The sequence below is a fragment of the Streptomyces koelreuteriae genome (genome assembly GCF_018604545.1).
GTDB classification, from domain to species: Bacteria; Actinomycetota; Actinomycetes; order Streptomycetales; family Streptomycetaceae; genus Streptomyces; species Streptomyces koelreuteriae.
In genome coordinates this window covers 5,187,841-5,204,310 of record NZ_CP075896.1, presented here as the reverse complement: position 1 = coordinate 5,204,310, position 16,470 = coordinate 5,187,841, and the positions used below count along the sequence as shown (strand labels likewise).

Here is a 16,470-nt window from a genome sequence, read left to right as displayed (position 1 = left end):
CCGCTGGCGGGAAAGTCTGTGTAAGGGGCGTCGGGGGTCGTGCGGTTTGTCGAGCGTAAGGCGCAAAACCTCCGGTAGCTCCTCCGCCAAGGGCTGTTGTGGGCGAACTCACCTGTGGTGTCACCGGTTCGGGCGGCAGGGCGGGGCGTGATCCTTGTGAGGAAGGGCGCACGGGAGGGATGGCGCCGGTAACGTCTCAGTATGGACACGTCCTGGTGGCTGGCGCTCGCCGCGGTGGTACTGCTCGCGCTCGTCGCCACGCTCGTAGACGGCTGGGGGCGCCGCTCGTCGGCGCGGCGAGGCAGGCGGGTGGCACCGGCCACCGCGGTGGCGGGGCTGCCGCAGCCGGCGGAGATCTGGTGGGCGGACGTGCCCTACGAGGACGAGGCGCGGACGAAGGACCGGCCGTGTCTGGTGCTGGCGGTGCGCGGGGAGCGGGCGACCGTCGTGAAGATCACCACGCGGTTCCGGGACGAGCGGGGCGGGGTCATCCCGCTGCCGCCGGGCTCGGTCGGCGATGCCAGGGGCCGCGCGAGCTTCCTGGAGACGGACGAGCTGCGGGAGGTCCCGGTGTGGGGCTTCCGGCGCCGGGTCGGGGTGGTGGACCCGGCGCTGTGGGACCGGGTGCGGTATCTGGCGGGGTGAGACACAAGAAGGCTGGAGCGCGATGGCCCCAGCCCTTCCTGTCTGTCGGTGTGCGCTACGCCCAGAGCTGTCCCTGGAGCGTCTCGATCGCCTCTTCCGTCGTGGCCGCCGTGTAGACGCCCGTCGACAGGTACTTCCAGCCGCCGTCCGCGACGACGAAGACGATGTCGGCCTGCTCACCGGCCTTCACGGCCTTGCGGCCCATGCCGAGCGCGGCGTGCAGCGCGGCGCCCGTCGAGACGCCGGCGAAGATGCCCTCCTGCTGGAGCAACTCCCGGGTGCGGGTGACCGCGTCGGCCGAGCCGACCGAGAAGCGGCTGGTGAGGACGGAGGCGTCGTACAGCTCGGGGACGAAGCCCTCGTCGAGGTTGCGCAGGCCGTAGACCAGGTCGTCGTAGCGCGGTTCGGCGGCGACGATCTGGACGTCCGGCTTGTGCTCGCGCAGGAAGCGGCCCACGCCCATGAGCGTGCCCGTGGTGCCAAGGCCCGCCACGAAGTGGGTGACGGAGGGCAGGTCGGCGAGGATCTCCGGGCCCGTCGTCGCGTAGTGGGCGCCGGCGTTGTCCGGGTTGCCGTACTGGTACAGCATCACCCAGTCCGGGTGCTCGGCCGAGAGCTCCTTGGCGACGCGCACGGCGGTGTTGGAGCCGCCCGCGGCCGGGGAGGAGACGATCTCGGCGCCCCACATGGCCAGCAGGTCCCGGCGCTCCTGGGAGGTGTTCTCCGGCATCACGCAGACGATGCGGTAGCCCTTGAGCTTGGCCGCCATGGCCAGCGAGATGCCGGTGTTGCCCGAGGTGGGCTCCAGGATGGTGCAGCCCGGGGTGAGGCGGCCGTCCTTCTCCGCCTGCTCGATCATGTGCAGGGCCGGACGGTCCTTGACCGAGCCGGTGGGGTTGCGGTCCTCCAGCTTCGCCCAGATACGGACGTCGGGGGACGGCGACAGCCGCGGCAGGCGCACCAGGGGGGTGTTGCCCACCGCGGCCAGGGGTGAGTCGTAGCGCATGAGTGATCAGACCATGCCGCCGGCCACGGCCGGCAGGATCGTGACGTTGTCGCCGTCCGACAGCTTGGTGTTGATGCCGTCGAGGAAGCGGACGTCCTCGTCGTTCAGGTACACGTTCACGAAGCGGCGCAGCTGGTCGCCGTCGACGATGCGGGCCTGGATGCCGGCGTGCCGGGTCTCGAGGTCGGTGAACAGCTCGGCGAGGGTGTCACCGCTGGCCTCCACCGCCTTCTGACCGTCGGTGTACGTGCGGAGGATGGTCGGGATGCGGACCTCGATGGCCATGGCTTCAGGGCTCCTGTCGGGAGTAGTCGGTCGGGGCGCGCGGCAGCGCAGGAACAGCCGGGCTGGTGCGTGTGTGCAGCGCCGCGGCTCACGGCCGTACGGCGGCAGGGACCTGCGTCAACAGATGGCGCTGGCGAGCCTGCACAGGTCGACGTGCAGCCGCGCCACGAGCAGCTCGCCCGGCGTCTTGTCGCTCACGTCGTGGAAAACCATGGGGTCATCGTATCGATTCCCGGTCCGGGTACTGGAATGTGATCCCACATCGCGGACGGTTCGAGGCCGGGGAATGAGACCGCGCTGCTCAGAGCTTGTTCTGGGCTTGCCGAGAGCCTGCTTCAGGCCTGCTCAGTAGGCCTCGACGATCCGGACCTCTTCCTCCGTGACCACGCCCTCGACGATACGGAACGAGCGGAACTGGAAGTCACCGGCCCCGTCCGTGTCGGCGGTGGAGACGAGGACGTAGTGGGCGCCCGGCTCGTTCGCGTAGGAGATGTCGGTGCGGGAGGGGTAGGCCTCGGTCGCCGTGTGGGAGTGGTAGACGACCACCGGCTCCTCGTCGCGGTCGTCCATCTCGCGGTAGAGCTTGAGCAGATCGCCGGAGTCGAACTCGTAGAACGTGGGCGACATGGCCGCGTTCAGCATCGGGATGAAGCGCTCGGGGCGGTCCGAGCCCTCGGGGCCCGCGATCACGCCGCACGCCTCGTCGGGGTGGTCCTTGCGCGCGTGGGCGACGATCTGGTCGACGAGGGCCTGGGTGATGGTCAGCATGCCGGTCAGGATAAGCAGAAGGGCCGTTCCGTACCGAGGGTTGGTACGGAACGGCCCATATGCCGGACGCCCTGAGCGGCAGCCGCAGGGAGTGCCACGAGTACTCCCTGCGGCTGGGCGTCCTGCGGGGTTGGTCAGCCGACCTTCTCGAACTCCGCGTCGCCGCGGCGCTCGGCGATCTGCGGGTTGCGGCTCTTGAGGACCCTCCAGCCGACGCCGAGGGCGACGGCCCAGCCGGCGGCGACGTACAGGCAGATCCGCGCGTCCTTGTCGTACGCGATCATGAAGGTCACGCCGATGAGGAAGAGGAGCGCGACCCAGCTGAAGAGCGCTCCGCCGGGGGCGGGGAAGGACGAGGCGCGCAGCCGGCCCGCGTCGACCGCGGCGCGGTAGCGGATGTGGCTGACGAGGATCATCATCCAGGTCCAGATGCCGGCCGCGGTGGCGACGGAGGTGACGTAGAGGAACGCCTTCTCCGGGACGACGTAGTTCAGGACGACGCCGATGCCCATGAGCGCCACGGAGACCGAGATGCCGACGGCGGGCGTCTTGCGGGCGTTGAGCTTGCCGAAGGCCTGCGGGGCCTCGCTGTTGGACGCGAGGTCGCGCAGCATCCGGCCGGTGGAGTACATGCCCGAGTTGCAGGACGACAGGGCCGCGGTGAGCACCACGAAGTTGACGATGCCCGCGGCGAGCGGGATGCCGATCTTGCCGAACGCGTGGACGAAGGGGCTCTCGCCGGCGGAGAACTCGGTCCACTTGACCACGGAGAGGATCACCAGCAGGGCGCCGACGTAGAAGACGATGATGCGCCAGGGCAGGGTGTTGATGGCCTTGGGCAGGGTCTTCTCGGGGTTCTCGGACTCGCCCGCGGTGACGCCGACGAGCTCGACGGCGAGGTAGGCGAACATGACGCCCTGGAGCGTCATCAGGCTGGAGCCGATGCCGTTCGGGAAGAAGCCGTCGTGCGCCCAGAGGTTGGAGACGGTGGCGGTGTCACCGGCGTCGGAGAAGCCGAGGGTGAGCACGCCGAGGCCGATGACGATCATGCCGATGATGGCCGTGACCTTGATCATCGAGAACCAGAACTCGACCTCGCCGAAGATCTTGACGGAGATCAGGTTGACGCCGAAGAGCACCACGAGGAACGCCAGGGCGCTGACCCACTGCGGGATCTCCGGGAACCAGAAGTGGATGTAGATCGCGGCGGCCGTGAGCTCGGCCATGCCGGTGACCACCCACATGAGCCAGTACGTCCAGCCCGTGACGAACCCGAAGAACGGGCCGAGGAACTCGCGGGCGTACTCGGCGAAGGAGCCGGAGACGGGCCGGTAGAGGAGCAGCTCGCCCAGGGCCCGCATGATGAAGAAGATGACGACGCCCGCGAGGGCGTACATGAGGATGATGCTGGGGCCCGCCTTGGCGATGTTCGCTCCGGCACCCATGAACAGGCCGACGCCGATGGCGCCGCCGATCGCGATCATCTGGACCTGGCGGCTGCCGAGCCCTCGCTCGTACCCCTCTTCGGGGACGTTTTCCGTGTCGACCTGCGCAGAGGTCATGTGTGGTGCGCCTTTCTCCATGCCGATCCAGGCCTCTCCTCGGCCTCGGATCGGGTCTCGATCCCCCCGGAATGATGGAGCTGAGCGGGCCCCGGAGGGCCGCTCGTGCCTGGCCGGCGGTTGCCGGCTCGGTGGCGCACCCGGCCGGACATTCGGGTGGTGTCGGCCGGGCGGTCGTGAAGATTTATCACGGCCGCAACATTGATCACATGGCTGATTTGTGACGCACCACACAGGGAGAACCGGACAAAGCGCAGCCGAAGACGGCATAGAAGGCGGGCGCGGTGACGCGATCGTTATCCGGATTTGAGTGTCCCCTGAGCGAACACCGCGCGAACACCGATCGGTCACCCGCCGGTCACAAGACCCGCACTGATCAGGGCATTAGCGTTCCGACCAGCGTCTCCTGGAGTCCACCCAGCCACAGGTACGCCATCACCATGGGCTTGCGCGGGTCCTCGTCCGGGAGGCGGTAGAGGAGGTCGCTGTCCTCCTCGTCGGTGATTTCCAGCCGCGAGCCGATCGCGAGCCGCAGATCGTTCAGCGCGCCGAGCCACCGCTGGGACTCCTCCGGCGACAGCTTCAGCACGGCCCCGCCCTCGCCGGCCGCGGCCGAGGAGAGCGCGTCCAGGGAGCGGATCACCGCGAGGGCGCTGTCGCGCTTGCCGGCCCGCAGGTCGTTCTCCGTGTAGCGGCGGAACTCCGCGGAGTACGCCCGCTGCTCCTCGGCGTCGCGGGGCGAGGCGCTCTGCTCGGGGTCGCTGTAGGCGTCCGGGAAGAGCCGCTTGAGCACCGGGTCGGAGGGAGGCTCGCTCGGGCCCTCGGCGAACAGCTCGGCGAGCGGGTCGTCGGAGGCGTCCTCGCCGGGGCCGGGGCCGATGAGCTCCAGGAGCTGGACGGCCAGCGACCGGATGATGGAGATCTCGACGTCGTCGAGGGCGACGGCCGCGCCGCCGCCGGGAAGCGGTTCGAAGGTTCCGGGCATGAACGCCTTTTCGCTGCTGGGCGGGGTGCTGGCTACTTGCGGTCCTGCTGGAGAGTGGCCCACAGGCCGTAGCCGTGCATGGCCTGCACGTCGCGTTCCATCTCCTCGCGGCTGCCGCTGGAGACGACCGCCCGGCCCTTGTGGTGGACGTCCATCATGAGCTTGGTGGCCTTGTCCTTGGAGTAGCCGAAATACGTCTGGAAGACGTACGTCACATAGCTCATGAGGTTGACCGGGTCGTTGTGGACGATCGTGACCCAGGGGAGGTCCGGCTCGGGGACGGCGAAGACCTCCTCCGCCGACTCGGTGCGTTCGATCTCCAGGGGTGCGGGTGACGTCACATGCCCATGCTGCCACCCGAGGGGGGTAGTCGCACAAACGGGCTTGCGGGCACGGAGTCTTGATGCAAATCGTCAGACTGACGAAATGGGGGTACGATCCTGCCATGAACACAGCGGACCTTGGGCTGCCGGTGGACGTTCCCTCGACGGCGCTCTTCACGGACCAGTACGAGCTGACGATGCTGCGGGCCGCGCTCGAGGCGGGCACGGCCGAGCGGCGGAGCGTGTTCGAGGTCTTCACCCGAAGGCTGCCGAACGGGCGCCGCTACGGCGTCGTGGCGGGCACCGGCCGGGTGCTGGACGCGGTGGAGAACTTCCGCTTCGACCCGGACGTCCTCGGCTTCCTGCGCGAGCGGGAGATCGTGGACGAGCAGACCCTCGCATGGCTCGCCGGCTACCGCTTCAGCGGGGACATCTGGGGCTACCCCGAGGGCGAGGTGTACTTCCCGGGCTCGCCGATCATGCGCGTCGAGGGCACCTTCGCCGAGTGCGTGATGCTGGAGACGGTGATCCTCTCGATCCTCAACCACGACTCGGCGATCGCCGCGGCGGCCTCGCGGATGTCGGCGGCCGCCGGGGGCCGGCCGCTGATCGAGATGGGCGCCCGGCGCACGCACGAGCTGGCGGCGGTGGCGGCCTCCCGGGCCGCGTACGTCGGCGGCTTCGCCACCACCTCCGACCTCGCCGCCGGTTTCCGCTACGGCATCCCGACCGTCGGCACCTCCGCGCACGCCTTCACGCTGCTGCACGACAGCGAGCGGGACGCCTTCCAGGCCCAGGTGAACACGCTGGGCCGGGGCACGACCCTGCTCGTCGACACCTACGACGTCGCCGAGGCCGTGCGCACGGCCGTGGAGGTCGCCGGCACCGACCTCGGGGCCGTACGGATCGACTCCGGTGATCTGCTGCTGGTGGCGCACCGGGTGCGGCAGCAGCTCGACGAGCTGGGGGCGACCGGTACGAAGATCGTGGTGACCTCGGATCTGGACGAGTACGCGATCGCCTCGCTGGCGGCGGCGCCGGTGGACGCGTACGGCGTCGGTACGCAGCTGGTGACCGGTTCCGGGCATCCGACGTCCTCGATGGTCTACAAGCTGGTCGCGCGGGCCGAGTCCACCGGCCCGCGGGCACCGCTGGTGCCGGTGGCGAAGCGGTCGACCGGGGGCAAGACGTCGGTGGGCGGACGCAAGTGGGCCGCGCGGCGGCTGGACGCCTACGGGGTCGCCGAGGCCGAGGTGATCGGCACGGGGCCGGTGCCGGCCGCTCTCGCGGACCGGCAGCTGCTGGTGGAGCTGGTCAAGGGGGGCGAGGTGGTGGCGCGCGAGCCGCTGGACGCGGCGCGCGAGCGGCACACGGCGGCGCGCGCCGGGCTCCCGATGTCGGCCACGCAGCTCTCGCGCGGGGAGCCCGTCCTTCCCACGGAGTACGCGCACGGCGCCTCGGGTAGCTAATGCGGTGTGCCGCGTTGCGCCGACCCGTTCCCCTCCCGCCCTCTCCCCTCTGTCAATAGGCTCGGAAGTTCACCGGCCGGGCTTGCCGACCTCATAGCCGAAGGACACCGACCATGCGCCGCGCCTTGATCGTCGTAGACGTGCAGAACGACTTCTGCGAGGGGGGCAGCCTCGCGGTGTCCGGCGGTGCCGATGTGGCCGCCGCCGTGACGGAGCTGATCGGGCAGGCGGCCGGGTCCGGCTACCAGCACGTCGTGGCCACCCGCGACCACCACATCGCTCCCGGCGGCCACTTCTCCACGAACCCGGACTACGTCCACTCCTGGCCCGCGCACTGCGTCGCGGGCACGGAGGGCGTCGGCTTCCACCCCAATTTCGCCCCCGCGGTCGCCTCCGGCTCGATCGACGCCGTGTTCGACAAGGGGGCGTACTCGGCGGCGTACAGCGGCTTCGAGGGGGCGGACGAGAACGGCACGAACCTGGCCGACTGGCTCCGCTCCCGAGACGTGACGGAGGTGGACGTCGTCGGCATCGCCACGGACCACTGCGTCCGCGCCACAGCCCTGGACGCGTCCCGCGAGGGCTTCCGCACCCAGGTCCTCCTCGACCTCACGGCAGGCGTCTCCCAGGAAACCACCGAGCGAGCCCTGGAGGAGCTCCGCGAGGCGGGCGTGGAGCTGTCGGGGAAGCCGGTCGTCCAGTAGGGGTCCGGCGGACGGAGAGCCGGGGCCGACCGTAGACCCCGACTCTCGGCTGGGCGTATCCGGCTCGGGTCGGGGGCCACACACGGCCGAGGCCGTGATCAGGCCCAGGGCGGGCCGCGCCCCACCGCACGCCAAGCCGCTGCGGGCGCTTCGCGGCGGTGGTGGGGTCCCGCCCGGACGGCGAGCTTTCAGACCCGAGCGAAACCCGCACCCAGGCTGTGCAGCGGCGGACAGGCCCCGGCGGCGTCCCCCGGCCGCAGAATCCCGCCCGGCCGGACGGCCGGCAATCGCCCGGTGGGCCCCGGTGGAGGCACATCCGAGCGCATCCCGGCCCGGGCCTGTCGCGGGACGACCACGGGCCACCGGGCGAGGGCCATCCGGCTGGGGTCGGCGAGCCACCAGGCCCTCTGCGGCCCCGGGCGGGCCATGCCCCGTCGCGGGCTGATCCGCAGCCATGCGCGGACCGGCCCTGGGCCGTGGCGGGCGGTCCGATCGCGCCCGGGCAGCGGGCGGCCGGGCGGGCCACGCCCACCGCAAGCCGAGTCGCAGCCCTCGCGGTACCGGCCCCGGGCCGCACGCCGGGTGGTGGGCGGCCGGGGGTGCGTGGGTGCGCTCCCAGGGGCGTGGGGTCAGGTCTGGGCCGTCGGGCGTCTCAGGAGGGATCTGATCGGGCGCCAGAGTTCCGTGGTGAGGTCCGGGGCGAGGACACCGTTGTCAGGGGCCGTGCGCCATATGAGGCCGTCGGGGTGGTGGAGGACGGCCGTGACCTCGTCGGGGGTCGGTGGGGCGGCGTTGCCGCGCAGGTAGACGGCGCGCAGGCCGAGGTTGCGGAGCCTGGTCAGGGCTCGGGCGCGGTTGGCCGAGTGGACGAGCACGCGGACGCAGCCGGGGCCGTCGGCGGCGGGGCTGGGCAGGTTCAGTGCCACCACCACCGTGCCGTTCGGCAGCTTGCAGAAGCCTCCTGCGGCCATGCGGTCATCCCCCCGTGTCGGTCGGTGTCAATAAGAGAACCACAGGACGCACCTAAACACGGATCGGCGGTGACCCGCCAGGGGGTCACCGCCGATCATGCTCTGAGCTGGGAAAACGCGTTTTACTTCGCTGCGGGGGCGACCTCGAGCTCGATCGTCGAGCCGTCCTTCGCCTCCTTGATGATCTTGATCTTCGTGTTGGTGTCAGTGATCTTGACGCCGCCGGTCTTGTTCGTCTCGTCGTAGTAGGTGTTCTTCCGGTCGTTGAAGACCGACACCCCCTTCGACGACGGGACGCGGGTCACGACGCCCGCGTTGTGCAGCTTGATGCCGTCCGTGCCGTAGAGGCTGAAGGGCGAGTCGTAGGCCTGGATCCGGTTGCGCATCAGCGTGCCGTCGGACCACTTCAAGGCCTTCGAGTGCGAGTCGACGGGCAGCAGCAGACCCGTGCCCGGGTGGTCGCTGGTGTTGTTGTCCGCCTGGGAGGTGTCCCACTTCCAGATCAACAGACCGTTCTGGTACGGGTAGTGCTCCACCCAGTCCGGACGGGTCGTGGCGAAGCCGAAGTTGTACGGGCCGACCTTGAGGGTCTTGTCGTACGACACGTACTGGCGGTTCTCCGCGATGTAGTACTGCGCGTAGTCCTTGGTGAAGGACGCGCCCATGCGGGAGAAGCCCTTCGCCGTCCAGGCCGCGTCCGCGGACTCGGCGTCGTCGGAGAACACGGCGGCGCCGTCGGCGGTGACGGTGATGCGGTCGCCCGCGAAGCCCTTCATCGCCAGGCCGCCGTCGGTCTGGTAGCGGAAGCGCAGGTCGATCTTCTTGCCCGCGTAGGCGTCCAGGGAGTACGCCAGCTTCTTGTAGCCGTCGACCGTGCCGGTCAGCGCCGGCTTGTCGCTGCCGTCACGCGGGATCGGCCGGCCGTCCACCGTGCCGTCCAGGGCGGTGAAGTTGGCGCCGCCGTCGGTCGACACCTCGGCGTAGAGGTGGTCGTAGTTGGCCTCGATCTCGTACCAGCCGTCGAGGGTCAGCGACGCCGACTTCTTGCCGGTCAGGTCGACGGACCGGGCCAGCGTGTTCTTGAGGTCGTTGCCGCTGCCGCTCCACCACTGGGTGGCGCCCTGGGCCGGGGTGACCAGCTCGGTGGTGACGGCCTTCTTCGGCAGCTCCACCACGAGGCCCTGCTTGTGCTTCGTGTTGTACTCCGCGACCCCCAGCTTGTGCCACGAGTTCGTCGCGGCCTTCGCGGTGTCGTACTTGAGCCAGCCCAGCTGCATCTTGTCCCAGGCGGTCATGTCGCCGGGCAGGTCACCGATCTCGTTCTTGCCGGTGCCGAGCCAGGAGCCGGAGGACATCAGGGTCCAGAAGCCGGTGGAGTTGTCGCCGGCTCCGGTGGTGTCGTAATGGTCCGGCAGACCGAGGTCGTGGCCGTACTCGTGGGCGTAGACGCCGAGTCCGCCGTTCTCGGGCTGGACGGTGTAGTCACCGACCCAGATGCCGGTGTCGCCGATCTTCGCGCCGCCGAGCTTGTTGTCGGCGGGGCCGGTGGCGCCGGCGTCGGTGCCGAAGGCGTACCAGCGGTGGGCCCAGATCGCGTCGGTGCCCTGCGCGCCGCCGCCCGCGGACTCGTCCTCACCGGCGTGCACGACCTGGAAGTGGTCGATGTAGCCGTCGGACTCGTTGAAGTCGCCGTCGCCGTCGAAGTCGTAGCGGTCCCACTGGTCGTACTGCTTGACGTCCGCCTTGATCTCGGCGTCGGTCTTGCCGGCGGCCTTCTGCTGCGCGACCCACGAGGTCAGACCGTCGCTGACGACGTTCCACACGCTCGGGCAGTTGGTGTCGCCGCAGGCGTTGTTGCCGTAACGGGCCTCGTTGTAGGGGACCTTGACCCAGTCGGAGACCTCGCCCTCGACCGAGTAACGGCCCGAGGACTGCTTCTCGTAGTACTTCTTGACCGACTCGGTGTTCTTGCCGGTGCCGAAGTAGAGGTCCTCGAAGTACTTCTGGTTGTAGTCCGCCCGCCAGGCCGTGGAGTTGTCCTTCTTGCGGTCGGGCTTGGCTATCTTGTTGTGCAGCGGGCCCGGGGTGCCGCCGTACTTGCTGTCGATCTGGTCGCCGAACTCGACCAGGATCGTAAAGATCTTGTCGGTCTTCTCGCGGCCGAGCTCGACGTACTTGCTGTCGCCCTTCTTGCTCTTGAGCTGGACGACCTTGGAGCCCTCACGGTTCTTGACCGTGGACTTTCCGGAGATGACCTGGTTCAGGGCCTCCTGGCGCTGAGCCTCCTGGGTCTTGCTCAGCGGGCCTTCGAGGTTGTGCTCGTCGTGCTGGTGCTCCGCCGGGTCGTGCCGGTCCACGGTGGTGGTCCGGGGAGCGGAGGCGTCGTCGGCCTGGGCCACCGCGTAGGTGGAGACGGTGGCGGAGGCCGCCGCGAGCGCCACACCGATGGCGGCGGCTCTGAACGTCCAGGGTCTACTGGTCACTTGAGTTCCTCCCCCGCGTCCGAGCGCGCGGGGGAAGGGGTCTCGTATATGGAGGAGTCCGCGCGCGCGTGATCAACGCGTGTAGTCAAGTGACGACATTTGACTAGAGGTTAAGCAGAAAAGACAGACCTTGACTTGGACAAGTCAAGTGCACTATGCGGAGTCCACGTTCGTTTTGCGGACAACCAACCGCATGCCCACCTGGCAGCAGGCGCGCGCATATGTCCACTGGGTGGACGCCATGACCCCGTGCGCCCCCTGTGCTCCGGACCTGTTGATTAGGTCACGCTTACCGGACGTTCCGCTCGGGCACCCTGCCCCTGAGAATGTCACTTGGCGGAACGCTCGGTAAGCGGCGGAAAGCCAGGCCGACACCCCCGTGGACCCCCACTTTTCGAGGACATGATGGCCATGCCCCGTCCGACTGCCGCACAGCTCGCCTACGGTTCGTGCACCGTGATCTTCTCGACCCTCGCCATGCTGCTGCTGTCACAGACGAGTTCGGGTGTGGGGGTCGCGATCATCGCCCTCGCCGCGCTCGCCCTCGGGCTGCTGGTCGCCATGACGGTGCCGCTGCCCGGCAAACGCCGGCCCGCCGTGGAACAGCCCGCCCCCGCGGAACCCCTGCGGGCCTCGGTCCCGGCCCCGGCACCGGCCCCGAAGCCGGTGCGCGAACGGGCCGCCTCCTGACCGCCGGCTGATCCCGCTCCGCGGGAACGAACGCCTCAACCGGTGCTGACCACGACCGTCTTGGCCGCCTTGTCGTGCAGGCCCTGCTTGTAGGGCCGGTCGAAGAAGCTCCAGCCGCCGCAGACCGCGGTCCAGACACAGGCGCAGCAGAAGGCGAAGGGGATCCACAGCACCGCGGCCCGCAGCAGCGAGTTCTGCACGGAGGGCGTGGCGCCGTTGTCGAGGTTGGCCACGCGCATGTGCAGCAGCTTCTTGCCGAGGGTCTGGCCGGTCCTGGCGATGAGGATGGTGTCGTAGGCGATGTAGAGGACAGCGGCGACCCCCGACTGCCAGAAGGACTTGCCGACCTCGATCTGGTCGCTGTCCACGTCGTACTCGTTGACGCCGAAGCCCCAGGTGACCAGCCAGACGACGATGCCCACCAGGATCATGTCGAGGATGCGGGCGAGAGTGCGCTTGCCGCTGTCGGCGAGCGGGGGCATGCCGGCGAGGGGGTCGGTGGGGTAGGAGCCGCCGCCGTACGGGTCCCCGCCCTGGGGACCGCCGCCGGGGCCACCGTAGGGCCCGCCGCCGCCCTGGTACGGCGGGGGTTCGCTGCCGTAGGGCGAGCCCGCGCCCTGACCGGGCGGCTCGTTCGGGGGCTGCTTCCTGAACGGGTCGTCGTCCGGGGGCTGCTGCCCGGAGCCGGGGGGCGGTTCACTGCTCATGGCCCGAGTCGACCGCGAAGCCCCCGCCTCCGCATCCGGCAGACCGCCGGACGGGGTACGGGGGCGGGAGTGCCGCCTCTCAGCCCGCGACGAACGTGTGGGCGGCCTTGTCGTGCCAGCACTGGCGCCACGGCTTGTCGAAGAGGCACCAGGCGACGCCGACGATCCCGACGACGAGCAGCCCGGGCACGCTGTAGACCAGCCAGCGGCGCAGGGCGGAGCCGAAGTCCGGGGCCTCGTGGCCCTCGATGTCCCGCACCTCGAGACCCATCAGCTTCTTGCCGAGGGTGCGGCCCCACTTGGCGGTGGGCAGCACCTCGGAGACGACGCCCACGAGCAGCAGGACGGCCAGGACGATGCCGAGGTAGACCGACGTGGTGCCGTCGAGCAGCCAGACCGTGACGGTCTCGCCGGAGAGCTTGGCCGCGTCGATCTTCTCGTTGACATGGTCGATCGCCATGGTGCCGAGCGGCACTGCGGCCGCGGCGCTGACGCCCAGGAGGACGACCGTGTCCAGCAGCCGGGCGGCCAGGCGCTTTCCGAGCCCGGCGGGGCGGGCCGCGGCCTGGCGCCGGGCGGCGGCCTGGAACACGTCCTCGGTCGGCGGCTTCCAGGGCGCGACGGGCTGCTCGTCGCCGGTGCCGGCGAGCCGGTGCACCTGCTGCGCCCAGGACGACTGACCGCCGCCGGGGCCCGCGCTGAGGGGAGTCCCTCCCGGCTGGGGTCCGCCGGACTGCGGGGGGACGGTGGGGGAAGCCTGCGGTCCGGACAGCGCCGTCGGGGCGGCCGCGGAGGCCTGGGCGCCGACCGCCCCCGCACCGGCCTGCGCTGCGGCGGCCCGGGCGGCGGCCGCCTTGCCCGCGCCGAAGCCGGGCCCCGCGGGGTTGGCCCCGGGCCCCGCCGCCCCGGCCCCCGCCGCTCCGGGCTGCGCGCCGAAGGCGGGTCCGGACGGGTTGCCACCGGGCCCGGCCGTGCCGGGCTGACCGCCGAAGGCGGGGCCCGCCGAGCCGCTGCCCGCTGCCCCGAAGCCGCCGGCTCCCGCGTTGCCGCCGGAGGCCGCCGGTCCGCCGGGCGCGCCGGAACCGGCCGCCTGGCTTCCCGTGCCCTGGCGCGGTGAGACCGCGCGGAACGTCATCGTGCCCTCGTCGGGGGCTTCGGCGGCTGCCGCCGCGCCTCCCTGGGACTTCGCCGTCGGGCGGCGGAAGACGAAGGTGCCCCCGCCCGCGGACGCGGCGTCCGCCTCCTGAGCGCCGGACGCGCCGTCGGGCCCTTGGTCGGCCTGCGGCCCGGGGTCGGCGTGCGGCACCCTCGGGTCGGATCCCTGTGCGGCGGCGGCCCCTTGGGCGCCCTGCGGGGCGCCCCAGGAGACGCGGCGGTCCTGGTCGCCGCCGAAGCCGGACTGGCGGGAGCGGTCGGCGCCCCAGGCGGTGGCGGGTTCGGGACGGCTGCCGTGCTGGGCGTCGGCGGCGGACGGCTCCTGGACGGGGCCCTCGGCCGGGTCCTCGTCGAAGAAGTGCGGGCCGGTCTCCTCGACCGAGGCGGCGGAGCCGGACCCCGCACCGGGCGGCGGCGCGAGCGTCTCGCCCTCCTTGGGCGCCGGACGGCTGGTGCCCGGCACCCAGGAGGCACCGTTCCAGTACCGGACATATCCGGGAATGGACGGGTCCGGGTAGAACCCTTCTCGGGGCCTGTCGTCACCGGGGGCCGGGGTAGGGGCGCTCATGTCCGTCGGTCCCGTATCTGCTCGGGGGTCAACTGGGGGCCTCCACATCTATCAGACGAGGGCAAGCCCCACGGCCGCTCCCACCGGACCCACCCCATCCGAGCACCGATGTGCTACGCCCCGGGAGCACCGCGCGAAAAAACTTCCGGAACCCGCGTAATGCTCCCGCCCCCGCCCGCTCTCTCCTGGTGACCGGCCCTCGGGGCCACCAACAGGAGAAGGGACACCGCCATGCGCACCGTGGTGGAACGCGAACTGGAGCTGAAGCTCGTCCTGTCGCCGGAGCGCTCGATCCCGGTACCGGCCCTGCTCGGATACCGCTCCGACGACCCGTACGCCGTCCACGTCACCTTCCACGTCTCCTCCGAGCACCCCGTGCACTGGACGTTCGCCCGGGATCTGCTGGTGGAGGGCGTGTTCCGGCCCTGCGGGCAGGGGGACGTGCGGGTCTGGCCGACCCGGGCCGGCGGGCGCGGTGTCGTCCTCATGGCGTTGAGCTCACCCGACGGGGACGCCCTGCTGGAGGCACCGGCGGCCCCGGTGTCGGCCTGGCTGGAGCGCACGCTGCGCGTGGTCCCGCCGGGGTCGGAGCGCGAACAGCTCGGTCTCGACGACGAACTGGACCAGCTGCTCGCCCAGTGAGGGCGGGCGGGTCAGAACAGCTTGCCCGGGTTGAGGATGCCCAGCGGGTCGAAGGCCTGCTTGACGGCCCGCTGCATCTCCAGCCCGACGGGGCCGATCTCGCGCGCCAGCCACTCCTTCTTCAGGACGCCGACGCCGTGCTCGCCGGTGATGGTGCCGCCGAGCTCCAGGCCGAGGGCCATGATCTCGTCGAAGGACTCGCGGGCGCGCCGGGACTCGTCCGGGTCGGCCGCGTCGAAACACACGGTCGGGTGGGTGTTGCCGTCCCCCGCATGGGCGACGACCCCGATGGTGAGCCGGTACTTCTCGGCGATCCGGTCGACCCCTTCGAGCATCTCGGCGAGCCGGGAGCGGGGCACGCACACGTCGTCGATCATCGTCACGCCCTTGACGGCCTCCAGCGCGGTGAGCGACAGCCGCCGCGCCTGGAGCAGCAGTTCGGACTCGGCCGCGTCGTCGGCCGGTACGACCTCGGTGGCGCCGGCGGCCTCGCAGAGCGCGCCGACGGCGGCGAGGTCGGCGGCCGGGGCGGTGGTGTCGAAGGCGGCGAGGAGCAGCGCCTCGGTGCTCTCGGGGAGGCCCATCTGCGCCAGGTCGTTGACGGCCTTGACCGTCGTACGGTCCATGAGTTCGAGGAGTGACGGGACGTGGCCGCCCTCCATGATCCGGCACACGGCGTCGCAGGCGGCGGCAGCGGAGGAGAACTCGGCGGCCAGCACCAGCTGCTCGGGCGGCTTGGGGCGCAGCCCGAGGACGGCCCGGACGACGATGCCGAGGGAGCCCTCGGAGCCGACGAACAGCCGGGTGAGGTCGTAGCCGGCGACGCCCTTGGCGGTGCGGCGGCCGGTGGACATGAGCCGCCCGTCGGCGAGCACGACGTCCAGTCCGAGGACGTACTCGGCGGTCACGCCGTACTTGACGCAGCACAGGCCGCCCGAGGCGGTGCCGATGTTGCCGCCGATGGTGCACATCTCCCAGCTGGAGGGGTCCGGCGGGTAGTACAGGCCGTGTTCGCCGACGGCCCGGGACAGGGCGGCGTTGATCACGCCCGGCTCCACGACGGCGATGCGGTCGACCGGGTTGATCTCCAGGATCCGGTCCATCTTCGTCAGGGAGAGCACGACGCAGCCGTCGGAGGCGTTGGCGGCTCCCGACAGTCCGGTGCGGGCGCCCTGCGGGACGACCGGGACGCGCAGGGCGGTGGCGGTGCGCATCACGTGCTGGACCTGCTCGACCGTGCGGGGCAGCACGACCACGGCCGGGGTGCCGGCCGGGCAGAAGCTCGCCATGTCGTTGGCGTAGGCGGCCGTGACGTCGGAGTCGGTGAGGACCGCCTCGGCGGGGAGGCCGTCGAGCAGGAGGCCGACCAGGTCGCCGGTCGTCTCGGTGTCCTCGGGGCTGCGCGCTTCGATACGGCTCATGATCACAGGTTCGCACCCGGGGCCATCGGTGTGAACCCCGTCTGCGGCACCCTTCGCCTGCTCGGGTGTGGTCGTCGTACTGACGC

Annotated in this window: 17 protein-coding genes; 5 read left to right on the top strand and 12 right to left on the bottom strand. The window is 70.9% G+C overall.

Going from position 1 to position 16,470, the window contains the following annotated elements; translation table 11 throughout:
- Nucleotides 1-201 precede the first annotated feature (201 nt).
- Nucleotides 202-645: a type II toxin-antitoxin system PemK/MazF family toxin gene (locus KJK29_RS23495; RefSeq protein ID WP_215121109.1), complete on the top strand. Its 444-nt coding sequence runs from the start codon at nt 202-204 to the stop codon at nt 643-645.
- A gap of 55 nt (nt 646-700) precedes the next feature.
- Here the strand turns inward: KJK29_RS23495 and KJK29_RS23490 are convergent, their stop codons facing one another.
- The 7 genes from KJK29_RS23490 to clpS form a co-directional block, all read right to left on the bottom strand.
- Nucleotides 701-1,651: a PLP-dependent cysteine synthase family protein gene (locus KJK29_RS23490; protein WP_215121108.1), complete on the bottom strand. Its 951-nt coding sequence runs from the start codon at nt 1,649-1,651 to the stop codon at nt 701-703.
- 6 nt (nt 1,652-1,657) lie between these two features.
- The gene (locus KJK29_RS23485; protein WP_184593209.1) at nt 1,658-1,936 is read right to left on the bottom strand and encodes a MoaD/ThiS family protein; all 279 of its coding nucleotides are present in this window, start codon (nt 1,934-1,936) and stop codon (nt 1,658-1,660) included.
- A gap of 117 nt (nt 1,937-2,053) precedes the next feature.
- Nucleotides 2,054-2,149: a putative leader peptide gene (locus KJK29_RS39285; RefSeq protein WP_311125941.1), complete on the bottom strand. Its 96-nt coding sequence runs from the start codon at nt 2,147-2,149 to the stop codon at nt 2,054-2,056.
- A gap of 132 nt (nt 2,150-2,281) precedes the next feature.
- Nucleotides 2,282-2,704 carry a Mov34/MPN/PAD-1 family protein gene (locus KJK29_RS23480; protein ID WP_215121107.1) on the bottom strand — a complete coding sequence of 141 codons (423 nt, stop codon included), beginning with the start codon at nt 2,702-2,704 and terminating at the stop codon, nt 2,282-2,284.
- A gap of 134 nt (nt 2,705-2,838) precedes the next feature.
- Nucleotides 2,839-4,266 (bottom strand): amino acid permease, encoded by a 1,428-nt coding sequence (locus KJK29_RS23475; RefSeq protein ID WP_215121106.1) that lies wholly within the window; start codon nt 4,264-4,266, stop codon nt 2,839-2,841.
- Between the two features lie 376 nt (nt 4,267-4,642).
- Nucleotides 4,643-5,251: a DUF2017 domain-containing protein gene (locus tag KJK29_RS23470; RefSeq protein ID WP_215121105.1), complete on the bottom strand. Its 609-nt coding sequence runs from the start codon at nt 5,249-5,251 to the stop codon at nt 4,643-4,645.
- 32 nt (nt 5,252-5,283) lie between these two features.
- Nucleotides 5,284-5,592, bottom strand: a complete 309-nt coding sequence (clpS, locus tag KJK29_RS23465; protein WP_184593217.1) for an ATP-dependent Clp protease adapter ClpS — start codon at nt 5,590-5,592, stop codon at nt 5,284-5,286.
- A 104-nt stretch (nt 5,593-5,696) separates the two neighbouring features.
- Between clpS and KJK29_RS23460 the strand changes: the two genes are divergently transcribed.
- Together KJK29_RS23460 and KJK29_RS23455 are read left to right on the top strand one after the other, a co-directional pair.
- Entirely contained in the window at nt 5,697-7,043 is a 1,347-nt protein-coding gene (locus KJK29_RS23460) for a nicotinate phosphoribosyltransferase (protein WP_215121104.1), read from the top strand.
- Between the two features lie 113 nt (nt 7,044-7,156).
- Nucleotides 7,157-7,747 (top strand): nicotinamidase, encoded by a 591-nt coding sequence (locus KJK29_RS23455; RefSeq protein WP_215121103.1) that lies wholly within the window; start codon nt 7,157-7,159, stop codon nt 7,745-7,747.
- A 629-nt stretch (nt 7,748-8,376) separates the two neighbouring features.
- Here KJK29_RS23455 and KJK29_RS23450 read toward each other — a convergent pair.
- Nucleotides 8,377-8,718, bottom strand: a complete 342-nt coding sequence (locus KJK29_RS23450; protein WP_215121102.1) for a hypothetical protein — start codon at nt 8,716-8,718, stop codon at nt 8,377-8,379.
- A 122-nt stretch (nt 8,719-8,840) separates the two neighbouring features.
- Entirely contained in the window at nt 8,841-11,201 is a 2,361-nt protein-coding gene (locus KJK29_RS23445) for an immune inhibitor A domain-containing protein (protein ID WP_215121101.1), read from the bottom strand.
- A gap of 411 nt (nt 11,202-11,612) precedes the next feature.
- On the opposite strand from KJK29_RS23445, the gene KJK29_RS23440 reads away from it, so the two are divergent.
- On the top strand, nt 11,613-11,891 hold the full coding sequence (locus KJK29_RS23440; protein ID WP_215121100.1) for a hypothetical protein: 279 nt from the start codon (nt 11,613-11,615) through the stop codon (nt 11,889-11,891).
- 35 nt (nt 11,892-11,926) lie between these two features.
- Here KJK29_RS23440 and KJK29_RS23435 read toward each other — a convergent pair whose 3' ends face one another.
- Complete coding sequence (locus KJK29_RS23435) at nt 11,927-12,598, bottom strand: RDD family protein (protein WP_215121099.1); 672 nt, start codon at nt 12,596-12,598, stop codon at nt 11,927-11,929.
- Between the two features lie 79 nt (nt 12,599-12,677).
- Complete coding sequence (locus KJK29_RS23430) at nt 12,678-14,321, bottom strand: RDD family protein (protein ID WP_215121098.1); 1,644 nt, start codon at nt 14,319-14,321, stop codon at nt 12,678-12,680.
- A 231-nt stretch (nt 14,322-14,552) separates the two neighbouring features.
- Here KJK29_RS23430 and KJK29_RS23425 point away from each other — a divergent pair, with 231 nt between their 5' ends.
- Nucleotides 14,553-14,963 (top strand): SsgA family sporulation/cell division regulator, encoded by a 411-nt coding sequence (locus KJK29_RS23425; RefSeq protein WP_215121097.1) that lies wholly within the window; start codon nt 14,553-14,555, stop codon nt 14,961-14,963.
- A gap of 11 nt (nt 14,964-14,974) precedes the next feature.
- Here the strand turns inward: KJK29_RS23425 and KJK29_RS23420 are convergent, their stop codons facing one another.
- Nucleotides 14,975-16,390, bottom strand: coding sequence for an FAD-binding oxidoreductase (locus KJK29_RS23420; protein ID WP_215121096.1), 1,416 nt, complete (start codon nt 16,388-16,390; stop codon nt 14,975-14,977).
- Nucleotides 16,391-16,470: the final 80 nt, after the last annotated feature.